Source organism: Rubellimicrobium aerolatum, from assembly GCF_017872975.1.
Classification (GTDB): Bacteria; Pseudomonadota; Alphaproteobacteria; order Rhodobacterales; family Rhodobacteraceae; genus Rubellimicrobium; species Rubellimicrobium aerolatum.
Window position 1 is genome coordinate 1 of record NZ_JAGGJP010000026.1, and the last position, 22,007, is coordinate 22,007.

General features: G+C 71.6%; 22 protein-coding genes and 1 pseudogene. 9 read left to right on the plus strand and 14 right to left on the minus strand.

All coding sequences use genetic code 11. The features are described from left to right. Window positions 1-161 precede the first annotated feature (161 nt). Window positions 162-476 carry a hypothetical protein gene (locus tag J2Z33_RS16810; protein ID WP_209843206.1) on the plus strand — a complete coding sequence of 105 codons (315 nt, stop codon included), beginning with the start codon at window positions 162-164 and terminating at the stop codon, window positions 474-476. Window positions 477-934: 458 nt separating this feature from the next. On the opposite strand, the gene J2Z33_RS16815 is transcribed toward J2Z33_RS16810, so the two are convergent. From J2Z33_RS16815 to J2Z33_RS16840, 7 genes and pseudogenes are all read right to left on the minus strand, one after another. Next, the gene (locus tag J2Z33_RS16815; RefSeq protein WP_209843208.1) at window positions 935-1,204 is read right to left on the minus strand and encodes an HPr family phosphocarrier protein; all 270 of its coding nucleotides are present in this window, start codon (window positions 1,202-1,204) and stop codon (window positions 935-937) included. Next, window positions 1,204-1,617 (minus strand): PTS sugar transporter subunit IIA, encoded by a 414-nt coding sequence (locus J2Z33_RS16820; protein ID WP_209843211.1) that lies wholly within the window; start codon window positions 1,615-1,617, stop codon window positions 1,204-1,206. Before J2Z33_RS16820 ends, J2Z33_RS16815 begins: the two co-directional genes overlap by 1 nt. 76 nt (window positions 1,618-1,693) lie before the next feature. Continuing rightward, window positions 1,694-2,632, minus strand: a complete 939-nt coding sequence (rapZ, locus tag J2Z33_RS16825) for an RNase adapter RapZ (RefSeq protein WP_209843213.1) — start codon at window positions 2,630-2,632, stop codon at window positions 1,694-1,696. Then, window positions 2,629-2,850, minus strand: a complete 222-nt coding sequence (locus J2Z33_RS18880) for a hypothetical protein (protein ID WP_342454219.1) — start codon at window positions 2,848-2,850, stop codon at window positions 2,629-2,631. The genes rapZ and J2Z33_RS18880 overlap by 4 nt, the downstream gene beginning before the upstream one ends. Before the next feature lie 33 nt (window positions 2,851-2,883). Next, a pseudogene (locus J2Z33_RS18885) lies at window positions 2,884-2,964 on the minus strand (serine kinase); the annotation flags it as partial. A 104-nt stretch (window positions 2,965-3,068) separates the two neighbouring features. Then, window positions 3,069-4,829 (minus strand): sensor histidine kinase, encoded by a 1,761-nt coding sequence (locus J2Z33_RS16835; RefSeq protein ID WP_209843215.1) that lies wholly within the window; start codon window positions 4,827-4,829, stop codon window positions 3,069-3,071. 4 nt (window positions 4,830-4,833) lie between these two features. Next, a complete protein-coding gene (locus tag J2Z33_RS16840) occupies window positions 4,834-5,535 on the minus strand; it encodes a response regulator transcription factor (protein ID WP_209843217.1) in 702 nt (233 codons plus the stop codon). Between the two features lie 303 nt (window positions 5,536-5,838). Between J2Z33_RS16840 and J2Z33_RS16845 the strand changes: the two genes are divergently transcribed. Then, window positions 5,839-7,437 (plus strand): phosphoenolpyruvate carboxykinase, encoded by a 1,599-nt coding sequence (locus J2Z33_RS16845; RefSeq protein ID WP_209843219.1) that lies wholly within the window; start codon window positions 5,839-5,841, stop codon window positions 7,435-7,437. A 174-nt stretch (window positions 7,438-7,611) separates the two neighbouring features. Here the strand turns inward: J2Z33_RS16845 and J2Z33_RS16850 are convergent, their stop codons facing one another. The 4 genes from J2Z33_RS16850 to J2Z33_RS18570 form a co-directional block, all read right to left on the minus strand. Next, a complete protein-coding gene (locus J2Z33_RS16850; protein WP_209843221.1) occupies window positions 7,612-8,088 on the minus strand; it encodes a lipocalin/fatty acid-binding family protein in 477 nt (158 codons plus the stop codon). After that, window positions 8,085-9,065 (minus strand): hypothetical protein, encoded by a 981-nt coding sequence (locus J2Z33_RS16855; protein ID WP_209843223.1) that lies wholly within the window; start codon window positions 9,063-9,065, stop codon window positions 8,085-8,087. Before J2Z33_RS16855 ends, J2Z33_RS16850 begins: the two co-directional genes overlap by 4 nt. 156 nt (window positions 9,066-9,221) lie before the next feature. Continuing rightward, window positions 9,222-11,276, minus strand: a complete 2,055-nt coding sequence (recQ, locus tag J2Z33_RS16860; RefSeq protein WP_245218942.1) for a DNA helicase RecQ — start codon at window positions 11,274-11,276, stop codon at window positions 9,222-9,224. Between the two features lie 5 nt (window positions 11,277-11,281). Next, window positions 11,282-11,569 (minus strand): YggT family protein, encoded by a 288-nt coding sequence (locus J2Z33_RS18570; protein ID WP_245218943.1) that lies wholly within the window; start codon window positions 11,567-11,569, stop codon window positions 11,282-11,284. A gap of 288 nt (window positions 11,570-11,857) precedes the next feature. Here J2Z33_RS18570 and J2Z33_RS16865 point away from each other — a divergent pair, with 288 nt between their 5' ends. The 7 genes from J2Z33_RS16865 (at window position 11,858) to J2Z33_RS16895 (ending at window position 17,626) form a co-directional block, all read left to right on the plus strand. Beyond that, a complete protein-coding gene (locus J2Z33_RS16865; protein WP_209843225.1) occupies window positions 11,858-12,400 on the plus strand; it encodes an acyl-CoA thioesterase in 543 nt (180 codons plus the stop codon). Between the two features lie 705 nt (window positions 12,401-13,105). Next, a complete protein-coding gene (gene pgsA / locus J2Z33_RS16870) occupies window positions 13,106-13,726 on the plus strand; it encodes a CDP-diacylglycerol--glycerol-3-phosphate 3-phosphatidyltransferase (protein ID WP_209843247.1) in 621 nt (206 codons plus the stop codon). Further along, window positions 13,723-13,971, plus strand: coding sequence for a molybdopterin converting factor subunit 1 (gene moaD, locus J2Z33_RS16875; RefSeq protein WP_209843227.1), 249 nt, complete (start codon window positions 13,723-13,725; stop codon window positions 13,969-13,971). The genes pgsA and moaD overlap by 4 nt, the downstream gene beginning before the upstream one ends. Window positions 13,972-13,974: 3 nt before the next feature. Further along, window positions 13,975-14,415, plus strand: coding sequence for a molybdenum cofactor biosynthesis protein MoaE (locus tag J2Z33_RS16880; RefSeq protein ID WP_209843229.1), 441 nt, complete (start codon window positions 13,975-13,977; stop codon window positions 14,413-14,415). Between the two features lie 96 nt (window positions 14,416-14,511). Further along, window positions 14,512-15,684: an acetyl-CoA C-acetyltransferase gene (locus J2Z33_RS16885; RefSeq protein WP_209843231.1), complete on the plus strand. Its 1,173-nt coding sequence runs from the start codon at window positions 14,512-14,514 to the stop codon at window positions 15,682-15,684. 97 nt (window positions 15,685-15,781) lie between these two features. Continuing rightward, window positions 15,782-16,507: an acetoacetyl-CoA reductase gene (phbB, locus tag J2Z33_RS16890; RefSeq protein WP_209843233.1), complete on the plus strand. Its 726-nt coding sequence runs from the start codon at window positions 15,782-15,784 to the stop codon at window positions 16,505-16,507. A 690-nt stretch (window positions 16,508-17,197) separates the two neighbouring features. Next, window positions 17,198-17,626, plus strand: a complete 429-nt coding sequence (locus J2Z33_RS16895) for a tetratricopeptide repeat protein (RefSeq protein WP_209843235.1) — start codon at window positions 17,198-17,200, stop codon at window positions 17,624-17,626. Window positions 17,627-17,740: 114 nt separating this feature from the next. Here J2Z33_RS16895 and J2Z33_RS16900 read toward each other — a convergent pair whose 3' ends face one another. The 3 genes from J2Z33_RS16900 to hemN form a co-directional block, all read right to left on the minus strand. Further along, window positions 17,741-18,763 carry an aspartate-semialdehyde dehydrogenase gene (locus tag J2Z33_RS16900; RefSeq protein WP_209843237.1) on the minus strand — a complete coding sequence of 341 codons (1,023 nt, stop codon included), beginning with the start codon at window positions 18,761-18,763 and terminating at the stop codon, window positions 17,741-17,743. Window positions 18,764-18,822: 59 nt separating this feature from the next. After that, window positions 18,823-19,989: an MFS transporter gene (locus tag J2Z33_RS16905; protein WP_209843239.1), complete on the minus strand. Its 1,167-nt coding sequence runs from the start codon at window positions 19,987-19,989 to the stop codon at window positions 18,823-18,825. Between the two features lie 387 nt (window positions 19,990-20,376). Beyond that, window positions 20,377-21,732, minus strand: a complete 1,356-nt coding sequence (gene hemN / locus J2Z33_RS16910; protein WP_209843241.1) for an oxygen-independent coproporphyrinogen III oxidase — start codon at window positions 21,730-21,732, stop codon at window positions 20,377-20,379. Window positions 21,733-22,007 lie beyond the last annotated feature (275 nt).

The window sequence follows — 22,007 nt, forward strand, 5'->3', positions numbered from 1 at the left end:
GCTCGCCACGCTCCAAATCTGGCCGGCTACAACGCTAGCCTACCATGCCCCGACGAGCTATCATCGACCCTGGAGCCGTGATCGGGGTCCAGCCACTCGCGCGTCAGTTCTCCTCCACGACGGAAACTCCGCTCGTGCAAGTGGACCTTCAGGGTTGCGAGATGACGTTCGCCATCACGTTCACGCAGGACTGCGACCATCCCAGGCGAATTGAACGATCCGATGTGGCGCTGGATCTGACATCGGTCGGAAGCATACATATCATTGAAAAGAAAGGTTTGGGCGTCGTGGTCTTTGAAGGCTTGGAAACCTTCTCCATCAGGCTGAATATTCGAGCCCGCGAGGAGTATTTCTACTGCGACGGAACAAGCTTCGACGGCGAGGACAAGCTTAGCTGGCTTTATCCGATACGGCCCCCCATCGACAAAGAAGCCATCGCCAGACTTGAAGATTATATTGGTGGGAATTGTCGTTAGAAAGGTCTTCCAAGGATGCCATGAGCACAATAAATCTCGCTTCACGTCATTCCAGGCGATTTCATCATTGAAATTCAGGGTGCACAACGAATTAGATCGCGGCGATCGTAAGTTCACGCCTCGAATGTTCTGCGCGTCTTGTCCACCGACGACGACGCGGCCCTAGCGGGTCCCGCCTGCGGCGACCTCGGGGGCGTCCAGTTCGGTCTTGACGCGGGCGCTTCGATGCCAAGGCTTCAGAATGCTCTTGAACACGTTGCTCCCTGTGGCTGTGCCGATTGGTCCCTAGAAGCCGTCCCCCACATAGGAAGGCCCGGCGAGCTTCGCATCGCGAAAACGACCGATGGACGCGCCTCCCCGAGAGGTGTCCCCGTCCCTCGTCCTGCGGCCGCCCGACGCTGATCGTTCTGCGATCCGGCTCATCGCACCGACCCGCATCCCGCCCGACGATGCCCCCCTCAGTCCGGCTCCCCGAACCGATCCGCCACCAGCGCCGCGATGGCCTCCGCCAGCCGCTCCGCCTCCGCCCCTTCCGTCTCCACCTCGATCTCGCTGCCGATCCCGGCGCCCAGCATCAGCAGGCCCATGATGCTGTCGCCCGCCGTCTCCATTCCGTCCTTGCTGACGGTGGCGCGGGCGTCGTGCGCCTCCACGACCTCCACCAGCCGGGCCGAGGCGCGGGCGTGCAGGCCCTTGATGTTGACGATCCGCAGCGTGCGACGCGGCATCAGCTTCCCACGGCGCGGTCGAGATCCTCGCCGACCACCTGGCTGTCGATGTACTTCCGCCCCGCGTCCATCGCCGCCGCCACCGCGTCGGGCACCGACTTCCGCCGCGACTTGGCCAGCTTGATGAGCATGGGCAGGTTCGCCCCATAGAGGATGCGCCGGTTCGACGGCCCGCAGGCCCGCAAGGACAGGTTGGACGGCGATCCCCCGAACATGTCCGTCACCACCACCACGCCGTCGCCCTCGTCCACCGAATCGGCGGCGTCGCAGATCTCGCTCTGCTTCTGGGCGCGGTCGTCCTCGGGCTGGATGGTGATCGCGCGCACGCCGGCCTGCCGGCCCACGACGTGCTCCACAGCCGCGAGGTACTCCCTCGCTAGGCCGCCATGGGCGACGATGACGATCCCGATCATCCCCGGCACCCCCGAAGGCCCCCGATGCCGATGCCGTTCAAGCCGGTCGTCCCATGCGGACCACGATCACCCACGATCACGTCATTGCCCCCGGCCCGCGGTGTGACACAGCCCCGGCCCGCCGTTCCAGTTCCCGATGCCGTTTAGACACCCGCCACCCGTCCTCCGCAAGGGCTTGGGCCAGGCTTTCCGCCATCGTGACGGAACGGTGTTGCCCGCCGGTGCAGCCCAGCCCGATCGACAGATGCGCCTTTCCCTCGTCGCGGTAGGCTGGCAGCAGCAGCCGCGCCAGATCCAGCACCTTCGCGAAGAAGGCATCGTGGCGCGGGTCGGCGGCCACGAAGGCCGCCACCTCCGGGTCGCGGCCGTCGCGCGGGCGCAGCGCCTCGTCCCAGTGGGGGTTCCGCAGGAACCGGCAGTCGAGCACGAGGTCCAGCTCCGGCGGCAACCCCCGCTTGTAGGAGAAGCTCTCCACCGTCACCGCCAGGGCCCGCCCGCCCGGCGGCGCGAACCAGCGGTCCACCTGCGCCCGCAGTTCGTGGGGGGTCAGCGCCGTGGTGTCGATCAGCACGTCGGCCCGCTCGCGCAGCGGCGCGAGAAGCGTCCGCTCGGCGGCGATGCCGGCCGAGGGCGGTCCCTCGGGCGTCAGAGGATGCGGCCGCCGCGTCTCGGAGTAGCGCCGCAGCAGCACCTCGTCCGAGCAGTCGAGGAACAGGATCTCCACCGGCCCGCCCGCCACTGCGGCCAGCCGCGCCTGCGCCTTCAGGATCGCCTCGGCCGCGAAGTCGCGGTTCCGCACGTCGAGCCCCAGCGCCAGCGGCCGCTCCAGCGGCGGCCCCTTGGCGAGGCGCGGCAGGAACGACAACGGCAGGTTGTCGATCGCCTCGAATCCCAGGTCCTCCAGCGCGCGGACGGCAGTGGACCGGCCCGCGCCCGAGGGACCCGTCACCAGCACGACGCGGTGGGAGCCTTCGGAGGGAGCGACGGAAAGCGGGGGCGCAAGGGGGCGCGTCATGGAAGCCTCGGGGTGGGCGGGACCGCCCGGCCCCCTTTCAGATATTGAATCACCGCCGCCGCGATAGGCCCGGTCGCGGGCTTGTGAAGGCAGGGAACGGGAACCCCCAGCAGCTCGACCTCCCGCCAGGGCGGCAGCCGCTCCGTCTCCGTCCGGTCCAGGTCCACCACCAGCGCCACGCAGGCCTCCTCCACCGTCCTGGCGGACAGTAGGCCCACACCCCGCGCCTCGATCAAGCCCCGGATGGGAGGGGGGCACCTGGCCAAAAGGAGCCCCCCCTCCGCGTGCAACACCGTCCTGTCGTCGGCGACCAGCCGGCACCCCCAAGCCATCAGCTCCAGCCCCAGCGCCGACTTGCCGCTGCCCGACGCCCCCCGGATCAGGACGCCCCGATACGAGCTTTGGCCCCGCCACGCGACGCAGGTGGCGTGGACGATCAGAGCGGCAGCCCCACGACGAACCGCGCGCCCAGCGGGTCCGCCCCCGGATCGGCGTCGGTGGGCCGGATGTTCTCGGCCCAGATCACGCCGCCATGCGCCTCCACGATCTGCTTGGAGATGGCGAGCCCCAACCCCGAGTTGTTGCCGAACTGGCCCTCGGGCCGCTCCGAGTAGAACCTTTGGAAGATCTTCTGCAACGCGTCCTCCGGGATGCCCGGCCCGGTGTCCTCCACCACCACCAGCACCCGGTTCTCGCGCCGCCGGGCCCAGACGCGGATGGCGTCGCCGTCCTCGCAGAACGATATGGCGTTGGAGATGAGGTTGACGAAGACCTGTGCCAGCCGTCCCTCCAGCCCTTGCAGGACGATCGGTTGCGGCGGCAGGTCGGTGATGAGGTCGATCCCCCTGGCCCGAGCTTCTTCGGCGAACACGTCGTCCAGCGAGGCCAGCATCTTGATGAGGTCGAAGGGCTTCTCCTCCTCCTTCACCAGCTCGCTGTCGAGCCGCGAGGCGTTGGAGATGTCCGACACCAGCCGGTCGAGCCGGCGCACGTCGTGCTCGATGATCTCCAAAAGCTTCTGCTTCTGCTCCTCGCGCTTGGCGAAGGGGAAGCTGCCCACCGCCGACCGCAGGGACGCCAGCGGGTTCTTGATCTCGTGGGCCACGTCGGCCGCGAACTGCTCGTTGGCCTCGATTCGTTCATACAGCGCGGCGACCATCCCCCGCAGGGCCGCCGAGAGCCGCCCGATCTCGTCGGGCCGGGCCGTCAGGTCGGGGATGCGGACGCGGCTGGGCGACACGGCGCGGGCGTTGCGGTCGCGCCCGACCTCGGCGGCGGCGGCGAGGTCGGCCAGGGGGTTGGCGATGGTCGAGGCCAGCACCAGGCTCAGGCCCACCGACACCGCCACGCCCACGACGAACATCCGCAGCACCTGCGCGCGCTCGCGCCAGACCAGCGCCTCGATCTCGCCCGCGCCGCTCCGCACGGCGACGACGCCCAGCGCCGCGCCCTCGCGGACGACTGGCGCGGCCACGAGGAACAGCGCGCCCCCGTCGGCGTCGGACAGGGGCTCGGCCACGACGCCCTCGGCCAGCGCCCGCGCGACCAGCCGGGGGGGGACCGGACCGCCGCCCTCCTCCGGGGCGGAGGAGGCCGCCGCGGGCGACAGCACCCGTTGCAGCCCGGCCCAGAGCGCGTCCAGCGCCGAATCGGGCGCGGCCTCCGGCGCGGGCGTCCCGGCCTCCGGGTCCGCCCCCACGCTCGCCGCCAGCAGCCGCCCCTCGGCGTCGAGCAGGTAGCCCCGCCCGCCCGCCGGCAGGCGCAGCGCCCGGAAGGCCTCCGCCGTCGCCCCACCGATCCCCGCCCCGTCGATCGCCGCTCCGTCGCGCGCGTCCCCGGACAGCCGGGCTTCCACGAGATCGGCCACCAGCACCGCCTCCATGGCCATCGCCCCCGCGCGCTCGGCGGCCAGGCCCTCGCGCGTGGGCGCGATCCACAGCATCCCGGCCGCCAGCAGCACGATGGCGAGGAGGTTGAAGACGACGATCTTGCGCGCCAGGGGCGAATCCCGCAGCCGGGCGAGCCGCCGCAGCCGCGACCGGCGGCCCCAGCCCTCGGCCGACAGCCAGTCGTCCCCCAGGATCACCTCGCCGGCCTCGGGCTCGAACGGCGCGTCGGCCCCGCTCAGCGCCCGGCGGACCGAGTTGAGATCCCGGACATCGACCCTGGGGGACGGCGTCCCCGGCCCCTTGGCCATGCGCTCACTCTTCGTTGTAGCGGTAGCCGATGCCGTAGAGCGTCTCGATGGCCGAGAAGTCGTCGTCGGCCGCCCGCATCTTCTTCCGCAGCCGCTTGATGTGGCTGTCGATGGTGCGGTCATCCACGTAGACCTGATCGTCGTAGGCCACGTCCATGAGCTGGTCGCGCGACTTCACGAAGCCCGGCCGCTGCGCCAGCGCCTGAAGGAGCAGGAACTCCGTCACCGTCAGCGACACGTCGCGGCCCTTCCACTTCACCGCGTGGCGCAGCGGGTCCATGACCAGATGGCCGCGCACCAGCACCCGGCCTTCGGCCTCGGGATCGGTCACCTCCACCGGCGCGGTCTCGGACCGGCGCAGCAGCGCGCGGATGCGCTCCACCAGAAGGCGCTGCGAGAACGGCTTCTTGACGTAGTCGTCCGCGCCCATCCGCAGGCCCAGAACCTCGTCGATCTCGTCGTCCTTGGAGGTGAGGAAGATCACGGGCACCTGCGATTTCTGCCGAAGCCGCTGGAGCAGGTCCATACCGTCCATGCGCGGCATCTTGATGTCCAGCACGGCCACGTCGGGCATCTGCTTCGTGAAGGCCTCCAGCGCCGCCTGCCCGTCACTGTAGGTTTCCACCTCGAAGCCCTCGGCTTCCAGGGTCATCGACACCGACGTCAGGATGTTCCTGTCGTCATCCACCAGAGCGATTCTCGACATTCCCGCGTCCCTCGACTGGAGGCCTAACCTCTTGGGAGATCAACTTTTCACGCCTTTCCCATGCACGCCCCCGTGAATCAACCCCTGAGTGTATGTCATGCGACAACTCGACACCCTTCCATGGCACGCCTGCCCTTAACGAGGGCTGAACGGCGAAGCCGGTGCCGAAGGGGTGCCCGCCCGGCGGACGCTGGTTGCGCTAACATTACAAGTGCTTGCGCTAACAGGGTTTTTTCGTTTCCCAGCTCTGCTATGTGGCTGGAACGGGCGTCAGGAAGCGTCCGTCCACACAGGGAGCCAACGATGGACCACGGGCGCGTCAACCCCGCCATGCCGATCGAGTCGCAGGGATTCGCGGGTCTCGCGTCGGTGTATTACAACCTGCTCGAACCCGACCTCGTGGAGGCCGCGCTCTGCGCCGGCGAGGGGCGGCTCGGCCAGGGCGGCGTCCTCCTGGTCGAGACCGGCAAGTTCACCGGCCGCTCGCCCAAGGACAAGCACGTCGTCCGCCGCCCCGCGACGGAGGATCAGGTCTGGTGGGACAACAACGCCGCCATGTCCCCCGACGCCTTCGAGCGTCTGAAGACCGATATGCTGGCGCATCTCAGGGACCGCTCCGTCCACGTGCAGGACCTCTGGGGCGGCGCGGACGACCAGCTCCGCATCAACGTCCGCGCCGTCACGGAACGCGCCTGGCACGCCCTCTTCCTGCGCCACCTCCTCCGCCGCCCGCACCGCGAGGCGCTGGACGGCTTCGCCCCCGACTGGACGATCCTCAACGTCCCATCCTTCCAGGCCGACCCCGCCCGCCACGGCTGCCGCACCAGCACGGTGATCGCGCTCGACTGGGAGTCCCGCTGGGTCCTGATCGGCGGCACCGACTACGCCGGCGAGAACAAGAAGGCCGTGTTCACCATCCTGAACTGGCTCCTCCCCGAACAGGGCGTCCTGCCGATGCACTGCTCGGCCAACCACGCTCCCGGCGACCCCTCCGACGCCGCCGTGTTCTTCGGCCTGTCCGGCACCGGCAAGACCACGCTCTCCGCCGACCCCTCCCGCGTGCTCCTCGGCGACGACGAGCACGGCTGGTCCGACCGCGGCCTCTTCAACATGGAAGGGGGCTGCTACGCCAAGACCCTCAACCTCTCCGCCGAGGCCGAGCCGGCGATCCACGCCACGACCCGGATGTTCGGCACCATCATCGAGAACATGGGCTACCACCCGGAGACATGCGAGCTCGACTTCGCGGACGGGTCCAAGACCGCCAACACCCGCTGCGCCTATCCGCTCGACGCCATCCCCAACGCCTCCGCCACCGGCCTTTCCGGCCATCCGCGCCACGTGGTCATGCTCACCTGCGACGCCTTCGGCGTCCTGCCCCCCATCGCCCGCCTCACGCCGGCGCAGGCGATGTATCACTTCCTCAGCGGCTTCACCGCCAAGGTCGCCGGGACCGAGCGCGGCGTCACCGAGCCCGAGCCCACCTTCTCCGCCTGCTTCGGGGCCCCCTTCCTGCCCCGCAAGCCCGAGGCCTACGGCAAGCTCCTGGCCGAGAAGATGGCCCGCCACGGGGCCGAGTGCTGGCTGGTCAACACCGGCTGGACCGGCGGCGCCCATGGCGCGGGCCGGCGGATGCCCATCGCGGCCACCCGCGCCCTCCTGTCGGCCGCACTCTCGGGGCGCCTCTCCAAGGGCCGCTTCCGCCGCGATCCCTTCTTCGGCTTCGAGGTGCCTGTCGCCGTCGAGGGCGTGGACGCGGCGCTGCTCGACCCGCGCGGCACCTGGGCCGACCCCACGGCCTACGACGCGCAAGCGAAGAAGCTGGTCGCCATGTTCGCCGCCAACTTCGCCAAGTTCGAGTCCCTCATCGACGAGGACACCCGCGCCGCCGCGCTGGGCTGACCCGTCAGGCCCGGCTCCCCCGTGGGGGTCGGGCCCGCTTCCTCCGTCACCTCGCAGGGTGGGGTTCCACCCCACCATCTCGCACCGGTGGCGGAATGGAACCCCGCCCTGCGCCCGTCCGATCCCATAGGGCGGGCTTCAGCCCGCCACATCGGCCGGGACCGCGTGACGAGTCTATCCCCCGACCCGCGCCAGATCATACCCGTTGAAGTCCAGCATCTCCCGCGCCGCCGCCGTCCGATCCGGCGACGCCGCCCCCGGCCGGTCCATGACCCAGCCAAAGCTTCCGTCCGGCGTCCCGACGGCGGCGGTGCGGAAGTCGTCGTCCACCCAGACCACCCAGATCTCCCGCCCGCCGCCCGAGTAGCGCCCCGGCCCCGTCAGCGCCGTCGCGACCTCCGCCCCGCCCAGCCGCCAGACGGCCCCCGTCCCGGTGGGCGTCACGCCCACCCGAGTCCCCGGCGCGACCGGCCCGCCCGGCGTCGCCTGCGACACCACCCAGTCGCCGCCCAGGTCCGAAGGCCCCCCGCGCGTGGTCGAGGCGATCAGAGCCCCCGGCGCGCGATACGACACCGGCGCCGCGACCTCCTCCACCGCGCCCCGCCCGCAGGCGGCCAGCCCCAGCAGCAGCACGATCCCGATCCCCCTCATGCGACCTCCTTCCGGCCCAGCCGATCCAGGGCCAGCCCCCAGAGCGTCACGACGGCGAACAGCGCCAGCGCGGCCCCCAGGATCGCCCATCCGCCGTGCAGGGGCCACCCCCACCCCGCCCGCGCGCCAAAGATCAGCAGGTTCGACACCACCAGCGAGGCCAGCACGTGCCGCCCCGCCGCCAGAGCCCAGCCCGGGGCGCTCACCCGCCCGGCCCCCCAGACATACAGCGCCAGCGGCAGCCCCGCCCCGATCACCCAGGGCACGCTCGGCGGAAAGCGGTCGGGCACCCAGCCCTGCCCCCACCACGCCAGCAGGAACACCCCCGTCGCCGCCGCGCCCAGCGCGACCTCGCCCGCCTCGATCCCCCGCCCCCGCGCGCCGATCCACAGCCCCGCAAGGAACCACGGCCCATAGCCCAGCACCGGAAAGCTCGCATATTCCCGATGCCCCACCAGCCCGCCCACCATCGGCCAGAACGCCCCCACAGTGACCCAGGTGGACCCCAGCCCCGCGACCCCCAGCGCCATCAGCCACGCGGGCCGCACGGCGACCCACCCGACCCAGGGCCGCAGCACCGCCAGCAGCAGGTAGAGCACCAGGAACGCCGTCAGGAACTCGCTCCACCCGAACAGCACCCGCGTCGAGGCCACGTCCCAGACGAGGCCCCCGGTCAGCGGCATCCGCTCCACGAGCACCTGATATCCCAGCGACGACGCCACCACCGCCAGCCAGATCCGCAGGACCGCCACCAGCCGCGCCCGCCACGGCGGCACCCGCCGCGACATCCCCACCCCGATCCCGAAGGCCAGCAGGAAGCCCGAGAACGTCACGAGGTTCACGTACCCCGCCCAGCCCAGCGCCCAGCCAGGCGGCGCTTCCGCCAGAAGCTGCACGCAATGGGCCGAGATCATCCCCGCCACCAGCACCGTCTTGAGCAGGTCCAGCGCCTCCGTCCGCTCCGTTCCCCCGGCCATGCGCGCTCCTCCCCGGGTGACGACCCCTCGATCCCATCGCGCCGACGATGGGCTGGATCCCCGCCCCAGGCCAGCCGTCCCCTCCGCGGCCGGATCGGCCTCCGACAGGCCCGGCGCGGTCGAGGAGCAAGGAGGACGCCGCCGCTCCGGCCTCGCCTACCCGTCCCGCAGGATCTCCAGGAACGTCGCGCCGAACCGCTCCGCCGCGCGCGGGCCCACGATCCGCTCGATCCCGGCCATGTCGCGCGGATGCTGCGCGGCGATCCGCGCCAGCGCGCTCGCGTTCAGCGACAGCGGCTTGTCCCGCCCGTCCGGCCCACGCGCCAACTCCGCCTGCGCCGCCTGGAGCCGGTCGAACAGCGTCCCCTCCTCGCGCCCCGCGAGCTTCTGCCGCCGGGGATGCACCGGGGCCGGCGCCTCGCCCAAAATGACCTCCAGGAAGCTGCGCCCGTAGGTGTCCAGCTTCTTCGCCCCCACGCCGCCGATCCGCGCCATCTCGTCCAGCGTGGCGGGCCGCTTCTCGGCCATCTCCATCAGCGTCTTGTCGGTGAACACCACGTAGGCCGGCACGTTCTGCGCCTGTGCCAGCGCGCGCCGGTGCGACTTGAGCGCCGACAGCAGCCCCTGGTCCTCCTCGGCCACCATGGCGCGCGGCTCGGCCCTGGTCGCGCCCTTGCCCTTGGGCGGCAGCACGTCGCGCCGCATGGTCACGGCCTGCTCGCCCTTCAGCACCGGCCGCGCGTTCTCGGTCAGCCGCAGCGCCCCGTGGCGGCCAGGGTCCGGGCGCAGCAGGTCCTGCCCCAGCATCTGCCGGACGATGGCGTCCCACTGCCTGCGGTCCCACTCCGTCCCGACGCCGAAGGTCGGCAACTGGTCGTGCCGCCAGGACCGCACCTTGTCGGTCTCCTCGCCCAGCAGGATGTCGATCAGGTGCCCCTTGCCGAACCGCTCCTCGGTCCGCAGCGCCGCCGACAGCACCATCCGCGCCGGCGTGGTCGCGTCGAAGACCTCCGCCGGCCGGTCGCAGTTGTCGCAGGCGCCGCAGGGCCCCGCCGCCTCGTCGAAGTAGCCCAGCAAGGCCACCCGCCGGCACCCCGTCGCCTCGGCGATCCCCAGGAGCGCGTTCAGCCGCCCGTGGTCTGCGATCTTCCGCGCCTCGGGGGCGCCGCCCTCGTCGATCTGGCTCCGCCGCAGCCGGATGTCCTCCGGCCCATACAGCGTCAGCGCCTCGGCGGGGAGCCCGTCGCGCCCCGCGCGCCCGATCTCCTGGTAATAGCCCTCGACGCTTTTCGGCAGGTCGGCGTGCATCACCCAGCGGATGTCGGGCTTGTCCACGCCCATGCCGAAGGCGACCGTCGCCACCACGATCAACCCGTCCTCGCGCTGGAACCGCTCCTCGGCGAGCCTTCGCGCGTCGGGCTCCAGCCCGGCATGGTAGGCCACGGCCTCCAGCCCCGCCTCGCGCAGCGCCTGGGCCAGCACCTCGGTCTTGGCCCGCGTCCCGCAATAGACGATCCCGGCCCGGCCCTGCCGCCGCTTGGCGTAGTCGATGACCTGCTTGCGGGGACTGTCCTTCAGCGCGAAGCCTAGATGGATGTTGGGCCGGTCGAAGCCGCGCAGGAAGACCTTGGGCTCCCGCCCGCCGAACAGCCGCTCGACGATCTCCTCGCGCGTTTCCTCGTCCGCTGTCGCCGTGAAGGCGGCCAGCGGCACGCCCAGCGCCTCGCGCAGCGCCCCGATCCGCAGGTAGTCGGGGCGGAAGTCATGGCCCCACTGGCTCACGCAGTGCGCCTCGTCCACGGCGATGGCGCTCGCGCCCCAGCGCCTCAGCGCCGCTGCCGTGCCCGCCTGCGCCAGCCGCTCGGGCGCGAGATACAGGAGCCGGATGCGCCCCTCGCGCAGCCCCTCGCGCAGGGCCTCGTTCTCCTCCTCGGTGTTGGCCGAGGTATAGGCCCCCGCCTCCACCCCGGCCGCCGTCAGCGCGCGGACCTGATCCCGCATCAGCGCGATCAAGGGCGAGATCACCACCGTCAGCCCGTCGCGCAGCAGCGCCGGCAGTTGGAAGCACAGCGACTTGCCCCCGCCGGTGGGCATCACGGCCAGAACGTCGCGGCCCTCGGCCACGGCGCGGACGATCTCCTCCTGCCCGGGCCGGAAGGAGTCGAATCCCCAGACCTCCCGCAGGAGGGTGTGGCCCGCGTCCCCGCCCATGACGGTCAGACGAAGAGCCCGACGTTGTTCCGCAGCACGATCTCGAGCGCATAGATGATGACCAGCGCCACCAGCGGCGCGAGGTCGAGGCCCCCCATCGACGGCAGCACCCGCCGGATCGGCCCGTAGATCGGCTCCAGCACGCGGCTCAGGCCGCCCCAGACCTGCTGGACGAACTGCTGCCGCGGGTTCAGCACGTTGAAGGCCAGCAGCCAGCTCATGATGAAATGCGCGAAGATCAGGTATTGGACGATCGACAGGATCATCAGGAGGATCTGGAAAAGGGAAATCATCTGCGCCGTGTGTCCCGTCTGTGCCCGCTGCGGTCCTGGCTGACCTAAGCGGCCCGCCCCCCGCGCGCAATCCCCGGCCCCCGCCTGCGTCGTCGTGCCCCGCGCGGGCGTTGCCACGCCCCAGAGCCAACCGCACGCCTCGCATCGCGGCGGCCCATGGCCCCGTGGCCACCGCACCTCCGCCCCGCGCAACCGTGACGTGCGAGGTCGCGCCCGCGCTGCCGTGACCTGCCGTCACGGTTGACGCCTCGTCGCGCCTCGGGCGACCTCCGGGCCCGGAGGCTGCCCATGTATCCCGTTGTCCGATTGCTGTTCCAAAGCTGGCGGCATCGCGCCGACCCGCCCCTGCCCCTGGTGGGCGAGCATCGCAGCCGCCATCTCTGCTGGCCCTGGGACCTCGACATCTTCCTCGAGCTGAACAACGGCCGGACCCTGTCGCTCTACGACCTGGGCCGCGTCCCCTGGGCACGGCGCATCGGCCTGACGCCCGCGCTCCGGCGCGAGGGGTGGCAGGTGGCGGTGGCCGGGGCCTCGGTCCGCTGGCGCAAGCGCGTCCACGCCTTCCAGCCCATCGCCATGCGGACCCGCGCGCTCGGCTGGGACCACCGCTTCTTCTATGTGGAGCAATCCATGTGGCTCCCCTCCGGCGACTGCGCGAGCCATATCCTGATCCGCTCGGCCGTGACCGACGCGAACGGCATCGTCGTCCCCGCCCGGGTGCTGGCCGCCATGGGCCAGCAGGACGCCGCCCCGCCCGATCCACCCCCCTGGGCGCGCGCCTGGATCGAGGCCGAGTCCCTCCGCCCCTGGCCGCCCATGCCCCAGGCCTGAGCCCCCGCGTCCACCGCCGAGGGGGGCGCTGCCCCCCGTCTCCTGCGGAGCCTCCCCCCGGGATACTTGGAGCCAAAGAAGGGCCAGGAGGCACCGCCCCACCGGCCCTCTCGGCTCCGTAGGATGTGCCGGGCGCTCCCCGTACAGCGCGCGTGGTTCCGCGCCGTTGGCGCGGCTTCACGCACCGCCCCGGGGGTGTTGCGCGAACTGCGGGCTGAGCGTTCGTTGCTGTCAGGCGGCGTTAACGCTTGGCTGGCATTCTCTCCCGCACACACCAGCGGCTCCCCCGCCGCACGGCCCGGCGCTCCCCAGGGGCGGACACGCCGGCCCCGACGGCAGGGGGCGGAAAGGAGAGACAAGGACGAAGGGACGCCCATCCGCAAGGAGGGGCACGGACACACGCGATGGGCCAGGAGCGGCCAGATACCCGGCCAGGGAGACCGAGGCGCCCCACGGGCGTTCTCCCTCGATGCCACTGAGACCCAGCCCGCTAAATAGCGGCCGGTGCTCCCGCTCGCGCGCGCCCCTGGTCCCCGCGAGCCCGGGAGTGAACCCGGAGGCCTCGCGGGGATTTAGTCTGTCCGACACGCCCCTCCTTCTTTGGCTCCAAGCATCCCGGGGGGAGCCGCGCCAGCGGCGAGGGGCAGAGCCCCTCGTGACCATCGGCTTTCCCTCCCTGCCCCCAGACGCTACATCGGGGCCATGATCGTCTGGACCCTCCCCAACACGCTGACCGTGCTGCGCCTTCTCGCGGCGCCCGGGGTGGCCGTGATGTTCCTCTACTTCACCCGGCCCTGGGCCGACTTCCTGGCGCTGATCCTTTTCGTCGGCGCGGCGATCACCGACTGGTTCGACGGCTACCTCGCCCGCCTCTGGAAGCAGGAAAGCCGCTTCGGCGCCATGCTCGACCCCATCGCGGACAAGGCCATGGTCGTGATCGCCATCATGGTGCTGACGGGGTATTCCGGGATGAACCCGTGGCTGATCCTGCCCGCCACCGTGATCCTGTTCCGCGAGATCTTCGTGGGCGGCCTGCGGGAATACCTCGCCGACCGGGCGGGGCTCCTGAAGGTGACGCGCCTCGCCAAGTGGAAGACCACCGCGCAAATGGTGGCCATCGCGGTGCTGTTCCTCGGCACCGCCCTGTCGGTCATGGACGTGCCGCCGCCGCGCGTGGGCCGCGTGGGCCTGCCGCCGGGCACGACCTGGGCGGGGCTGGCCACGTGGCTCGGGCTCCTGCTCATCTGGATCGCGGCGGCGCTGACGGCCGCCACCGGCTGGGACTACTTCCGCAAGTCGCTCCCCTTCCTCAAGGACGCGCGATGATCGAGGTGCTCTACTTCGCCTGGCTGCGCGAGCGCGCGGGCACCTCGCGGGAGGCGGTGGAGACGCGCGCGCCGACCGTCGCCGCGCTGGTGGAGGAGCTGCGCGGGCGCAGCGAGGGGCACGCGCTGGCCTTCTCGGACCTCCGCGCGGTGCGGGTGGCGGTGGACCAGAAGCTCGCGGCCTTCGACGCGCCGCTGGCGGGGGCACGGGAGGTCGCGTTCTTTCCGCCGATGACGGGGGGCTGAGGCGTGGAGGTCCGCGTCGCCCCGGACCCCTTCGACCCCGGCGCGGAGCTGTCGGCCTTCACCGCGCGGGCGGCGGGCGCGGGCGCGGTGGTGAGCTTCACCGGCGTCGTGCGGGGCGACGGCGGCCTTTCGGCGCTGGAGATCGAGCATTATCCCGGCATGACCGAGGCCGCGATCGCCAGCATGGTCGCGGAGGCGAAGGCCCGCTTCGGCCTGACGGCGGCGCGGGTGATCCACCGCCACGGCCCCCTCGCGGTGAACGAGCCGATCATGATGGTCCTCGCCGCCGCGCCCCATCGCGGGGCCGCCTTCGCGGCGGCCGAGTTCCTGATGGACTGGCTCAAGTCCCGCGCCCCGTTCTGGAAACGGGAGCTGCGCGCCGATGGCGCGGCCTGGGTGGCGGCCAAGGACGAGGACGAGGCCGCGCTCGGCCGCTGGGCCTGACGCGGGCGCTTGCGCCCGGACCTTTCCTGTCCCTATGGTGACGCCAAGCAGGGAAGGCGGGTCCGCCCCGCCCCCGTTCGAGGGAGAGGATCGCCCATGACCAACGTCGTCATCGCCTCGGCCGCGCGCACGGCCGTGGGCTCGTTTTCGGGCGCCTTCGCGTCCACGCCCGCCCACGACCTCGGCGCCGCCGTGCTCCGCGCCGTGGTCGAGCGTGCCGGCGTCGAGCCCGGCGAGGTCAGCGAGACGATCCTGGGCCAGGTGCTGACGGCGGGCCAGGGCCAGAACCCGGCCCGGCAGGCGCACATCAACGCAGGCCTCCCGCAGGAGAGCGCGGCCTGGGGCATCAACCAGGTCTGCGGCTCGGGCCTGCGGGCGGTGGCGCTGGGCGCGCAGCACATCATGCTCGGGGATGCCAGCATCGTCTGCGCCGGCGGGCAGGAGAACATGACCCTCTCGCCCCACTGCGCGGCCCTGCGCGCCGGGCACAAGATGGGCGACCTGTCCTTCATCGACACGATGATCAAGGACGGGCTCTGGGACGCCTTCAACGGCTACCACATGGGCCAGACGGCCGAGAACGTCGCCCAGCAATGGCAGATCGGCCGCGAGGAGCAGGACGCCTTCGCCGTCGCCTCGCAGAACAAGGCCGAGGCCGCGCAGAAGGCCGGGAAGTTCGCGGACGAGATCGTGCCCTTCACGATCAAGGGCCGCAAGGGCGACACGGTCGTCGATCAGGACGAGTACATCCGCCACGGCGCGACGCTGGACTCGGTCGCCAAGCTGCGTCCCGCCTTCGCCAAGGACGGCAGCGTGACGGCCGCCAACGCGTCGGGGCTCAACGACGGGGCGGCGGGCGTGCTGCTCATGTCCGAGGAGGAGGCGCAGCGGCGGGGCATCGAGCCGCTGGCGCGGATCGCGGGCTATGCCACGGCGGGCCTCGACCCGGCGATCATGGGCGTGGGGCCGATCTACGCCAGCCGCAAGGCGCTGGAGAAGGCCGGCTGGTCGGTGGGCGACCTCGACCTCGTGGAGGCGAACGAGGCCTTCGCGGCACAGGCCTGCGCGGTCAACAAGGACATGGGCTGGGACCCGTCCATCGTGAACGTCAACGGCGGGGCCATCGCCATCGGCCACCCCATCGGCGCGTCGGGCGCGCGGGTGCTCAACACGCTGCTGTTCGAGATGAAGCGGCGCGGGGCCAAGCGCGGCCTCGCCACGCTGTGCATCGGCGGCGGCATGGGCGTGGCGCTCTGCGTCGAGAGGTAATCGGTTTCGCGGCCCCCCGGGGCGGCGAGGGGGCGGCCCGGCTTGGGAGGAGGGCCGGGCCGCCTGTCCAACGGAAGTGAACTGGGAGGAGTTTGTGATGGCGAGAGTCGCCCTTGTCACGGGAGGGTCGCGCGGGATCGGCGCGGCGATCTCCAAGGCGCTGATGGCCGAGGGGTATCAGGTCGCGGCGAGCTATGCGGGCAACGACGCCGCAGCGCAGGCCTTCACGGACGCGACCGGCATCCGCGCCTTCAAGTGGAACGTCGCCGACTACGAGGCCTGCAAGGCCGGCGTCGCCGAGGTCGAGGCGGCGCTCGGCCCCGTCGAGATCCTGGTGAACAACGCCGGCATCACCCGCGACGCGCCGTTCCACCGGATGACGCCGCAGCAGTGGCGCGAGGTCATCGACACCAACCTGACCGGCCTGTTCAACATGACGCATTGCGTCTGGAACGGGATGAGGGAGCGGAAGTTCGGGCGCGTCATCTCGATCAGCTCGATCAACGGGCAGAAGGGGCAATTCGCCCAGGCCAACTACGCGGCGGCCAAGGCGGGCGACATCGGCTTCACCAAGGCGCTGGCGCAGGAGGGCGCGCGGGCCGGGATCACGGTGAACGTGGTGGCGCCGGGCTACATCAACACGGAGATGATGGCAGGCATCAAGCCCGAGGTCATGGACACCGTGATCCTGCCGGCGATCCCGGTCGGCCGGCTCGGCGAGCCTGAGGAGATCGCGCGCTGCGTGGTGTTCCTGGCCTCCGATGGGGCCGGCTTCATCACGGGCTCCACGCTGTCGGCGAACGGCGGGCAGTACATGGCCTGAGGGGCTCTGCCCCTCGCCCCTTCGGGGCTTCACCCCGGGATGCTTGGGACCGGAGGAAGGGCCGGCCGCACAGACTAAATCCCCGCGAGGCCTCCGGGTTCACTCCCAGGCTCGCGGGGACCAGGGGCGCGCGCGAGCGGGAGCACCGGCCGCCATTGGGCGGGCTGGGTCTCAGTGGCATCGAGGGAGAACGCCCGTGGGGCGCCTCGGTCTCCCTGGCCGGGTATCTGGCCGCTCCTGGCCCATCGCGTGTGTCCGTGCCCCTCCTTGCGGACGGGCGTCCCTTCGTCCTTGTCTCTCCTTTCCGCCCCCTGCCGTCGGGGCCGGCGTGTCCGCCCCTGGGGAGCGCCGGGCCGTGCGGACGAGGGCCGCTTGCGTGGGGTCGTGCGAGGGAGAGAATCGCACGCAGGCGTTAACGCCGCCTGACAGCAACGAACGCTCAGCCTCCGGTTCGCGCAACACCCCCGGGGACCGGGCTACGCGCGCGCGCAGGTCCTTCTTTGGCTCCAAATATCCCGGGGGGAGCGCGGAAGCGCGGGGGGCAGAGCCCCCCTCGGCGGTGGACGCGAAGGGCCCGGGATCGGCTCAAGATGGAAACATCCCCCGGGGCGGGCGGATCGGACCTTGGTCCCCAAGACGAGGCGCGGGGACCGGGGTAGGATAGGGGTGGTTTCCGGAAGGACCGATGCCATGACCCCCCTTCGTCCGCTCGCCCTGCTTCTGCTCGCGCTGGCCGGACCCGCCCTCGCGGTGGGATCGGACGCGCCCTCGGCCTCGCTCGCGCCCGCGCAGGCGGCGCTGGACGGAGGGGACTGGAACGGGGCCATCGCGCTGCTCAATCCCGTCGTGCAGGCCGAGCCCCGGAACGCCGACGCGCTCAACCTCATGGGCTATGCGCTCAGGAACGCCGGGCGGCTCGATCAGGCAGCGTCGTTCTATGCGGCGGCGCTGGCGGCGAACCCCCGGCACCGGGGCGCGCTGGAATACCAGGGCGAGCTGTTCCTCCGGCAGGGGAACGTCGCCGGGGCGCGGGCGAACCTCGCGAAGCTCCAGCAGGCGTGCGGGAGTTGCGGGGAGGAGCGCGACCTCGCCGCGGCGATCGCGTCGGCGGGGTCATAAGGGAGGGCCGCCGCATCCCTGCGATGCCCGCCCCTGCGATGCCCGTCCGAGGCCTGGCGGGCGGACGCCCGCCCGACATGGGAGCGCCCCCGGCCGCTCGGCGCTTTCGAAGCCTCAGCCCTTCCTGAGCGCCCGACTTCCCAGGACCTCGGCGATCTGCACGGCGTTGAGCGCCGCGCCCTTGCGGAGGTTGTCGGAGACGATCCACAGGTTCAGGCCGTTGTCGATGGTCTGGTCCTGGCGGATGCGCGAGATGTAGGTGGCGTAGTCGCCCACGCATTCGATGGGCGTGATGTAGCCGCCGGGCTCGCGCTTATCGACCACGAGGCAGCCGGGGGCCTCGCGCAGGATGTCGCGCGCCTCGGCCTCGTCGAGGTGCTCCTCGAATTCGACGTTGACCGCTTCGGAGTGCCCGACGAAGACGGGGACGCGGACGCAGGTGGCGGTGACCTTGATGGCGGGGTCGAGGATCTTCTTGGTCTCGACCATCATCTTCCACTCTTCCTTGGTCTGGCCGTCCTCCATGAAGACGTCGATGTGGGGAATGACGTTGAAGGCGATCTGGCGGGGGTAGACCGAGGGCGCGACCTCCTGGCCGGGGACGTAGATGCCCTTGGTCTGGTTCCAGAGCTCGTCGATGGCTTCCTTGCCGGTCCCCGACACGGACTGGTAGGTCGAGACGACGACGCGCTTGATCCGGGCCCGGTCGTGGAGCGGCTTGAGCGCGACCACCAGTTGCGCGGTGGAGCAGTTGGGGTTCGCGATGATGTTCTTGGCCGTGTAGCCCATCACCGCGTCGGCGTTGACCTCGGGCACCACCAGGGGGACCTGCGGGTCGTAGCGGTAGAGCGACGAGTTGTCGATCACCACGCAGCCGGAGGCGGCGGCCTTGGGGGCGTATTGCTTGGTCGCGTCCGAGCCGATGGCGAAGAGCGCGATGTCCCAGCCGGTGAAGTCGAAGGCGTCGAGATCCTGGGTCTTCAGGGTGCGGTCGCCGAAGCTCACCTCGGTGCCGAGGCTTTTCCGGCTGGCGAGGGCGGCGATCTCGTCCACCGGGAATTCCCGCTCGGCCAGGATGTTGAGCATCTCGCGCCCCACGTTGCCCGTGGCGCCGACGACGACGACCTTGTAACCCATGTTCCTTGTCCCTTCTCTGACGCCGGTGCCCTTACAGGAGGGCGCGCGTCGGGGGAAGGTCAGTCCGTGCTGTCGCGGGCGAAGAGGTAGGCCCCGAGGCCCAGCGCCACGATGGCGGCGAAGAAGAGGAAGAGGGCGCGGTAGGCGTCGGGCGTGGCGGCGCCGCCGTGGATGGGGCGGGAGGCGAACTGCATGAGGCCCGCGCCGCCGATGCCGAACATGTTGATGAGCGTCATCCCCCGGCCCAGCAGGTGCGGCGGGACGAAGGCGCGGCCGTGCGCCACGATCATCGGGAAGGCCGCGCCGCAGAAGCCCGCCACGGCGAGGAGGACCGTGGCGCGGAGGAGGCTCGCGCCGGGGTCCCAGGCGAGGAGGAGGAGCGCGGCGAGGACCACGGCGTTGCCGGTCCAGACCACCCACTTGCGGGTGCCGAGCAGGCGGTCGGCGGGACCGTAGGCGAAGTTCCCGGCCACCATGGCGAGGCCCATGGCCAGCGTGACCCAGCCGATGGTCGCCGCGTCCGCGCCGTGGAGGTCGCGGGCATAAGGGCCGGCCCAGAGGCCGCGCAGGGAAGCCGACGGGCCATAAGCCGCGAACATCATCAGGAGGACCGGCCAGAGCGTGGGCGTCCGCAGGAGGTCGAGGACGGAGCCCTGGGCCACGCCGGGGGACGCGGGCTCGGGGTCGCGGACGGCGAGCCAGAGGAGGAGCGCCACGAGGAGGGTCACGGCGGCGAGGCCGCCGAGGGAGGCGCGCCAGCCGACGACGGCCACCAGCGCGGCGAGGGGGGCGGCGGAGAGGACGTTGCCGAGGCTCCCCAAGCCGATGGTCGCCCCGGCGAGGGTGGCGAAGACGGCCGGTGGGTAGACGCGGGCGTAGATGACGTAGGCGGCCATGAGGACCGGCGCGCAGCCCGCGCCGATCAGCGTCATGGCGAGCATGACATGGCCGGGGCTCTGGGCGAGCGCGAAGAGGAGCGCGCCGCCCCCGCCGCCGAGGGCCAGGAGCGCGGCGGCGGTGCGGCGCGGCCCGAGGCGGTCGAGCGCGGCGCCGATGGGGATCTGGAGGGCGGCGAAGCTGAGGAACCAGAGGCCCGAGGCCACCGCGAGGTCGCCCGGCGTCGCCCCGAGGTCGGCCTGGAGGTCGGGCGTCAGCACCGCGAGGAAGGCCCGGTAGAACTGCGACAGCACGTAGGCCCCGACGAGGCAGGCGATTCCGATCCGCATGGCGTGACGCCCCTCCCCTGGGCGCGGCGCAGGGTGGCGCGGCGCGCGGCGGAGGGCAAGCGGGTGGGCGCGGGCTGGCTGGCGAAGGCGGGCGGGCTGGCGACCAGGAGGGGGACCGACCCGGCGCCGGCCAGAACACGACCGACGCCGGGGGGCAAAGGGGGCCCGACCCTCCCCCGCGGAGGACCGGACCCCGCGCGACGCACCCGTTCCCCAACGGCGCGCCGCGCAACTCGTCAACCAACCGTCGGCCCCCCGGAAGGGGCCCGGCCCGGCGCCAGCCAACACACGGCCGGCGTCGGGGTCGTGGTGGGCCCGGCCCTCCTCCCCGCGGAGGGCCGGGCCCCGCGCGACGCGCCGTTCCCCAACGGCGCGCCGCGCATCCCGTCAGAGGGCGCGGCTGTGCCGGCCCTCGGGCATCGCGTAGGCGTCGATCGCCTGCGCCGCCATCCGCGCGATCAGGCGGGGGGAGCGGACCAGGCGCAGGGTGCCGTCCCGCTCCTCGATCCAGTCGGCGAAGCGGCGGCGCAGCGGCTCGGCGAGGCGCGAGACCTCGGGCACCGGCAGGCCGTGGGCGCTCGCGATGGCGGGGAGGTCGAGGTCGAAGCGGCACATCAGGCGCTCGATCATGTCGGAGCGCAGCAGGTCGTCGGCGCTGAAGGCGTGGCCGCGTTCCGTGGCGAGGCTCCCCTTCTTGACGGCCATCGCGTAGGCCGAGGACTTGGAGCTGTTCTGCGCGTAGCCCTGCGGGTAGCGCGAGATGGCCGAGGCGCCGAGGCCGATCAGCACGTCCGCCCCGTCCTCGGTGTAGCCCTGGAAGTTGCGGCGCATCCGGCCCTCGCGCGCGGCGGTGGCGAGCGGATCGTCGGGACGGGCGAAGTGGTCGATGCCGATGGGCTCGTAGCCGTCCCAGGCGAACATCCGGGCGGCGGCCTCGAAGAGGTCGAGCCGCTCCTCGGAGCCGGGCAGCGCGTTGGCGTCGATGAGGACCTGCCGCTTGGCCATCCAGGGAACGTGGGCGTAGCCGTAGAGCGCCAGCCGGTCGGGCGAGAGCGACAGGATCTTCTGCACCGTGTCGGTCATGCGCGCCCGCGTCTGGTGCGGCAGGCCGTAGAGCATGTCCATGTTGAGGCTGGAAACGCCGGTGGCGCGGATCATCTCCACCACGTCGCGGGTGAGCTGGTAGCCCTGGGCGCGACCGATGGCCTCCTGCACCGTCTCGTCGAAGTCCTGCACGCCGATGGAGGCGCGGGTCATCCCCGCCGCCGCCAGCACGTCGAGCCGGGGGCGGTCGATCTCGGTCGGGTCGATCTCCACCGAGAAGGCGAGGTCGCGGGCCAGCGGGCGGAAGGTGTTCAGCGCGTCGCAGAGCTCCGCCAGCATGGCGGGGGGCAGGATGGTGGGGGTGCCGCCGCCGAGGTGGATGGCCGCCACCTCCACGTCGGGGCGCAGGTGGCGACCGACGAGGGCCAGCTCGGACTTGAGCTGGGCGAGGTAGGGGATCAGCGGGCGGTCGGTGGTGGTGCCCTGCGTGCGGCAGGCGCAGAACCAGCAGAGCCGCCGGCAGTAGGGGATGTGGGCATACAGCGAGACGCGGGTGCCCGAGGGAATCGATTCCAGCCAGGACGCGACCTGATCGGGGCCGACGCCGCCCGCGAAGTGGTTGGCGGGAGGGTAGCTCGTGTAGCGGGGCGCGCGTGCGTCGAAAAGCCCCACGTCCCTCAAAAGCTCATGCGAGGCCATTGCAATTCCTCATTTCAATGTCGTTTAGGAGAGCCTGTTTCCGGGTTGCCCCTTGATCGGCGTCCCGTCCTGCCGCACGATTCCGCGAGGTCCGACGTTCATGCCCCTTGCCCGGAGCCCGACCGACGCCGTGAATGCCCCCACGCCCAAGCTGAAGAACGTCGAGGTGGAGTGTTCGGACTGCCCGATCCGCCACCGCGCGGTGTGCGCGCGCTGCGACGAGGGCGAGCTCGCGCGGCTGGAGGAGATCAAGTACTACCGCTCCTTCGCCGCCG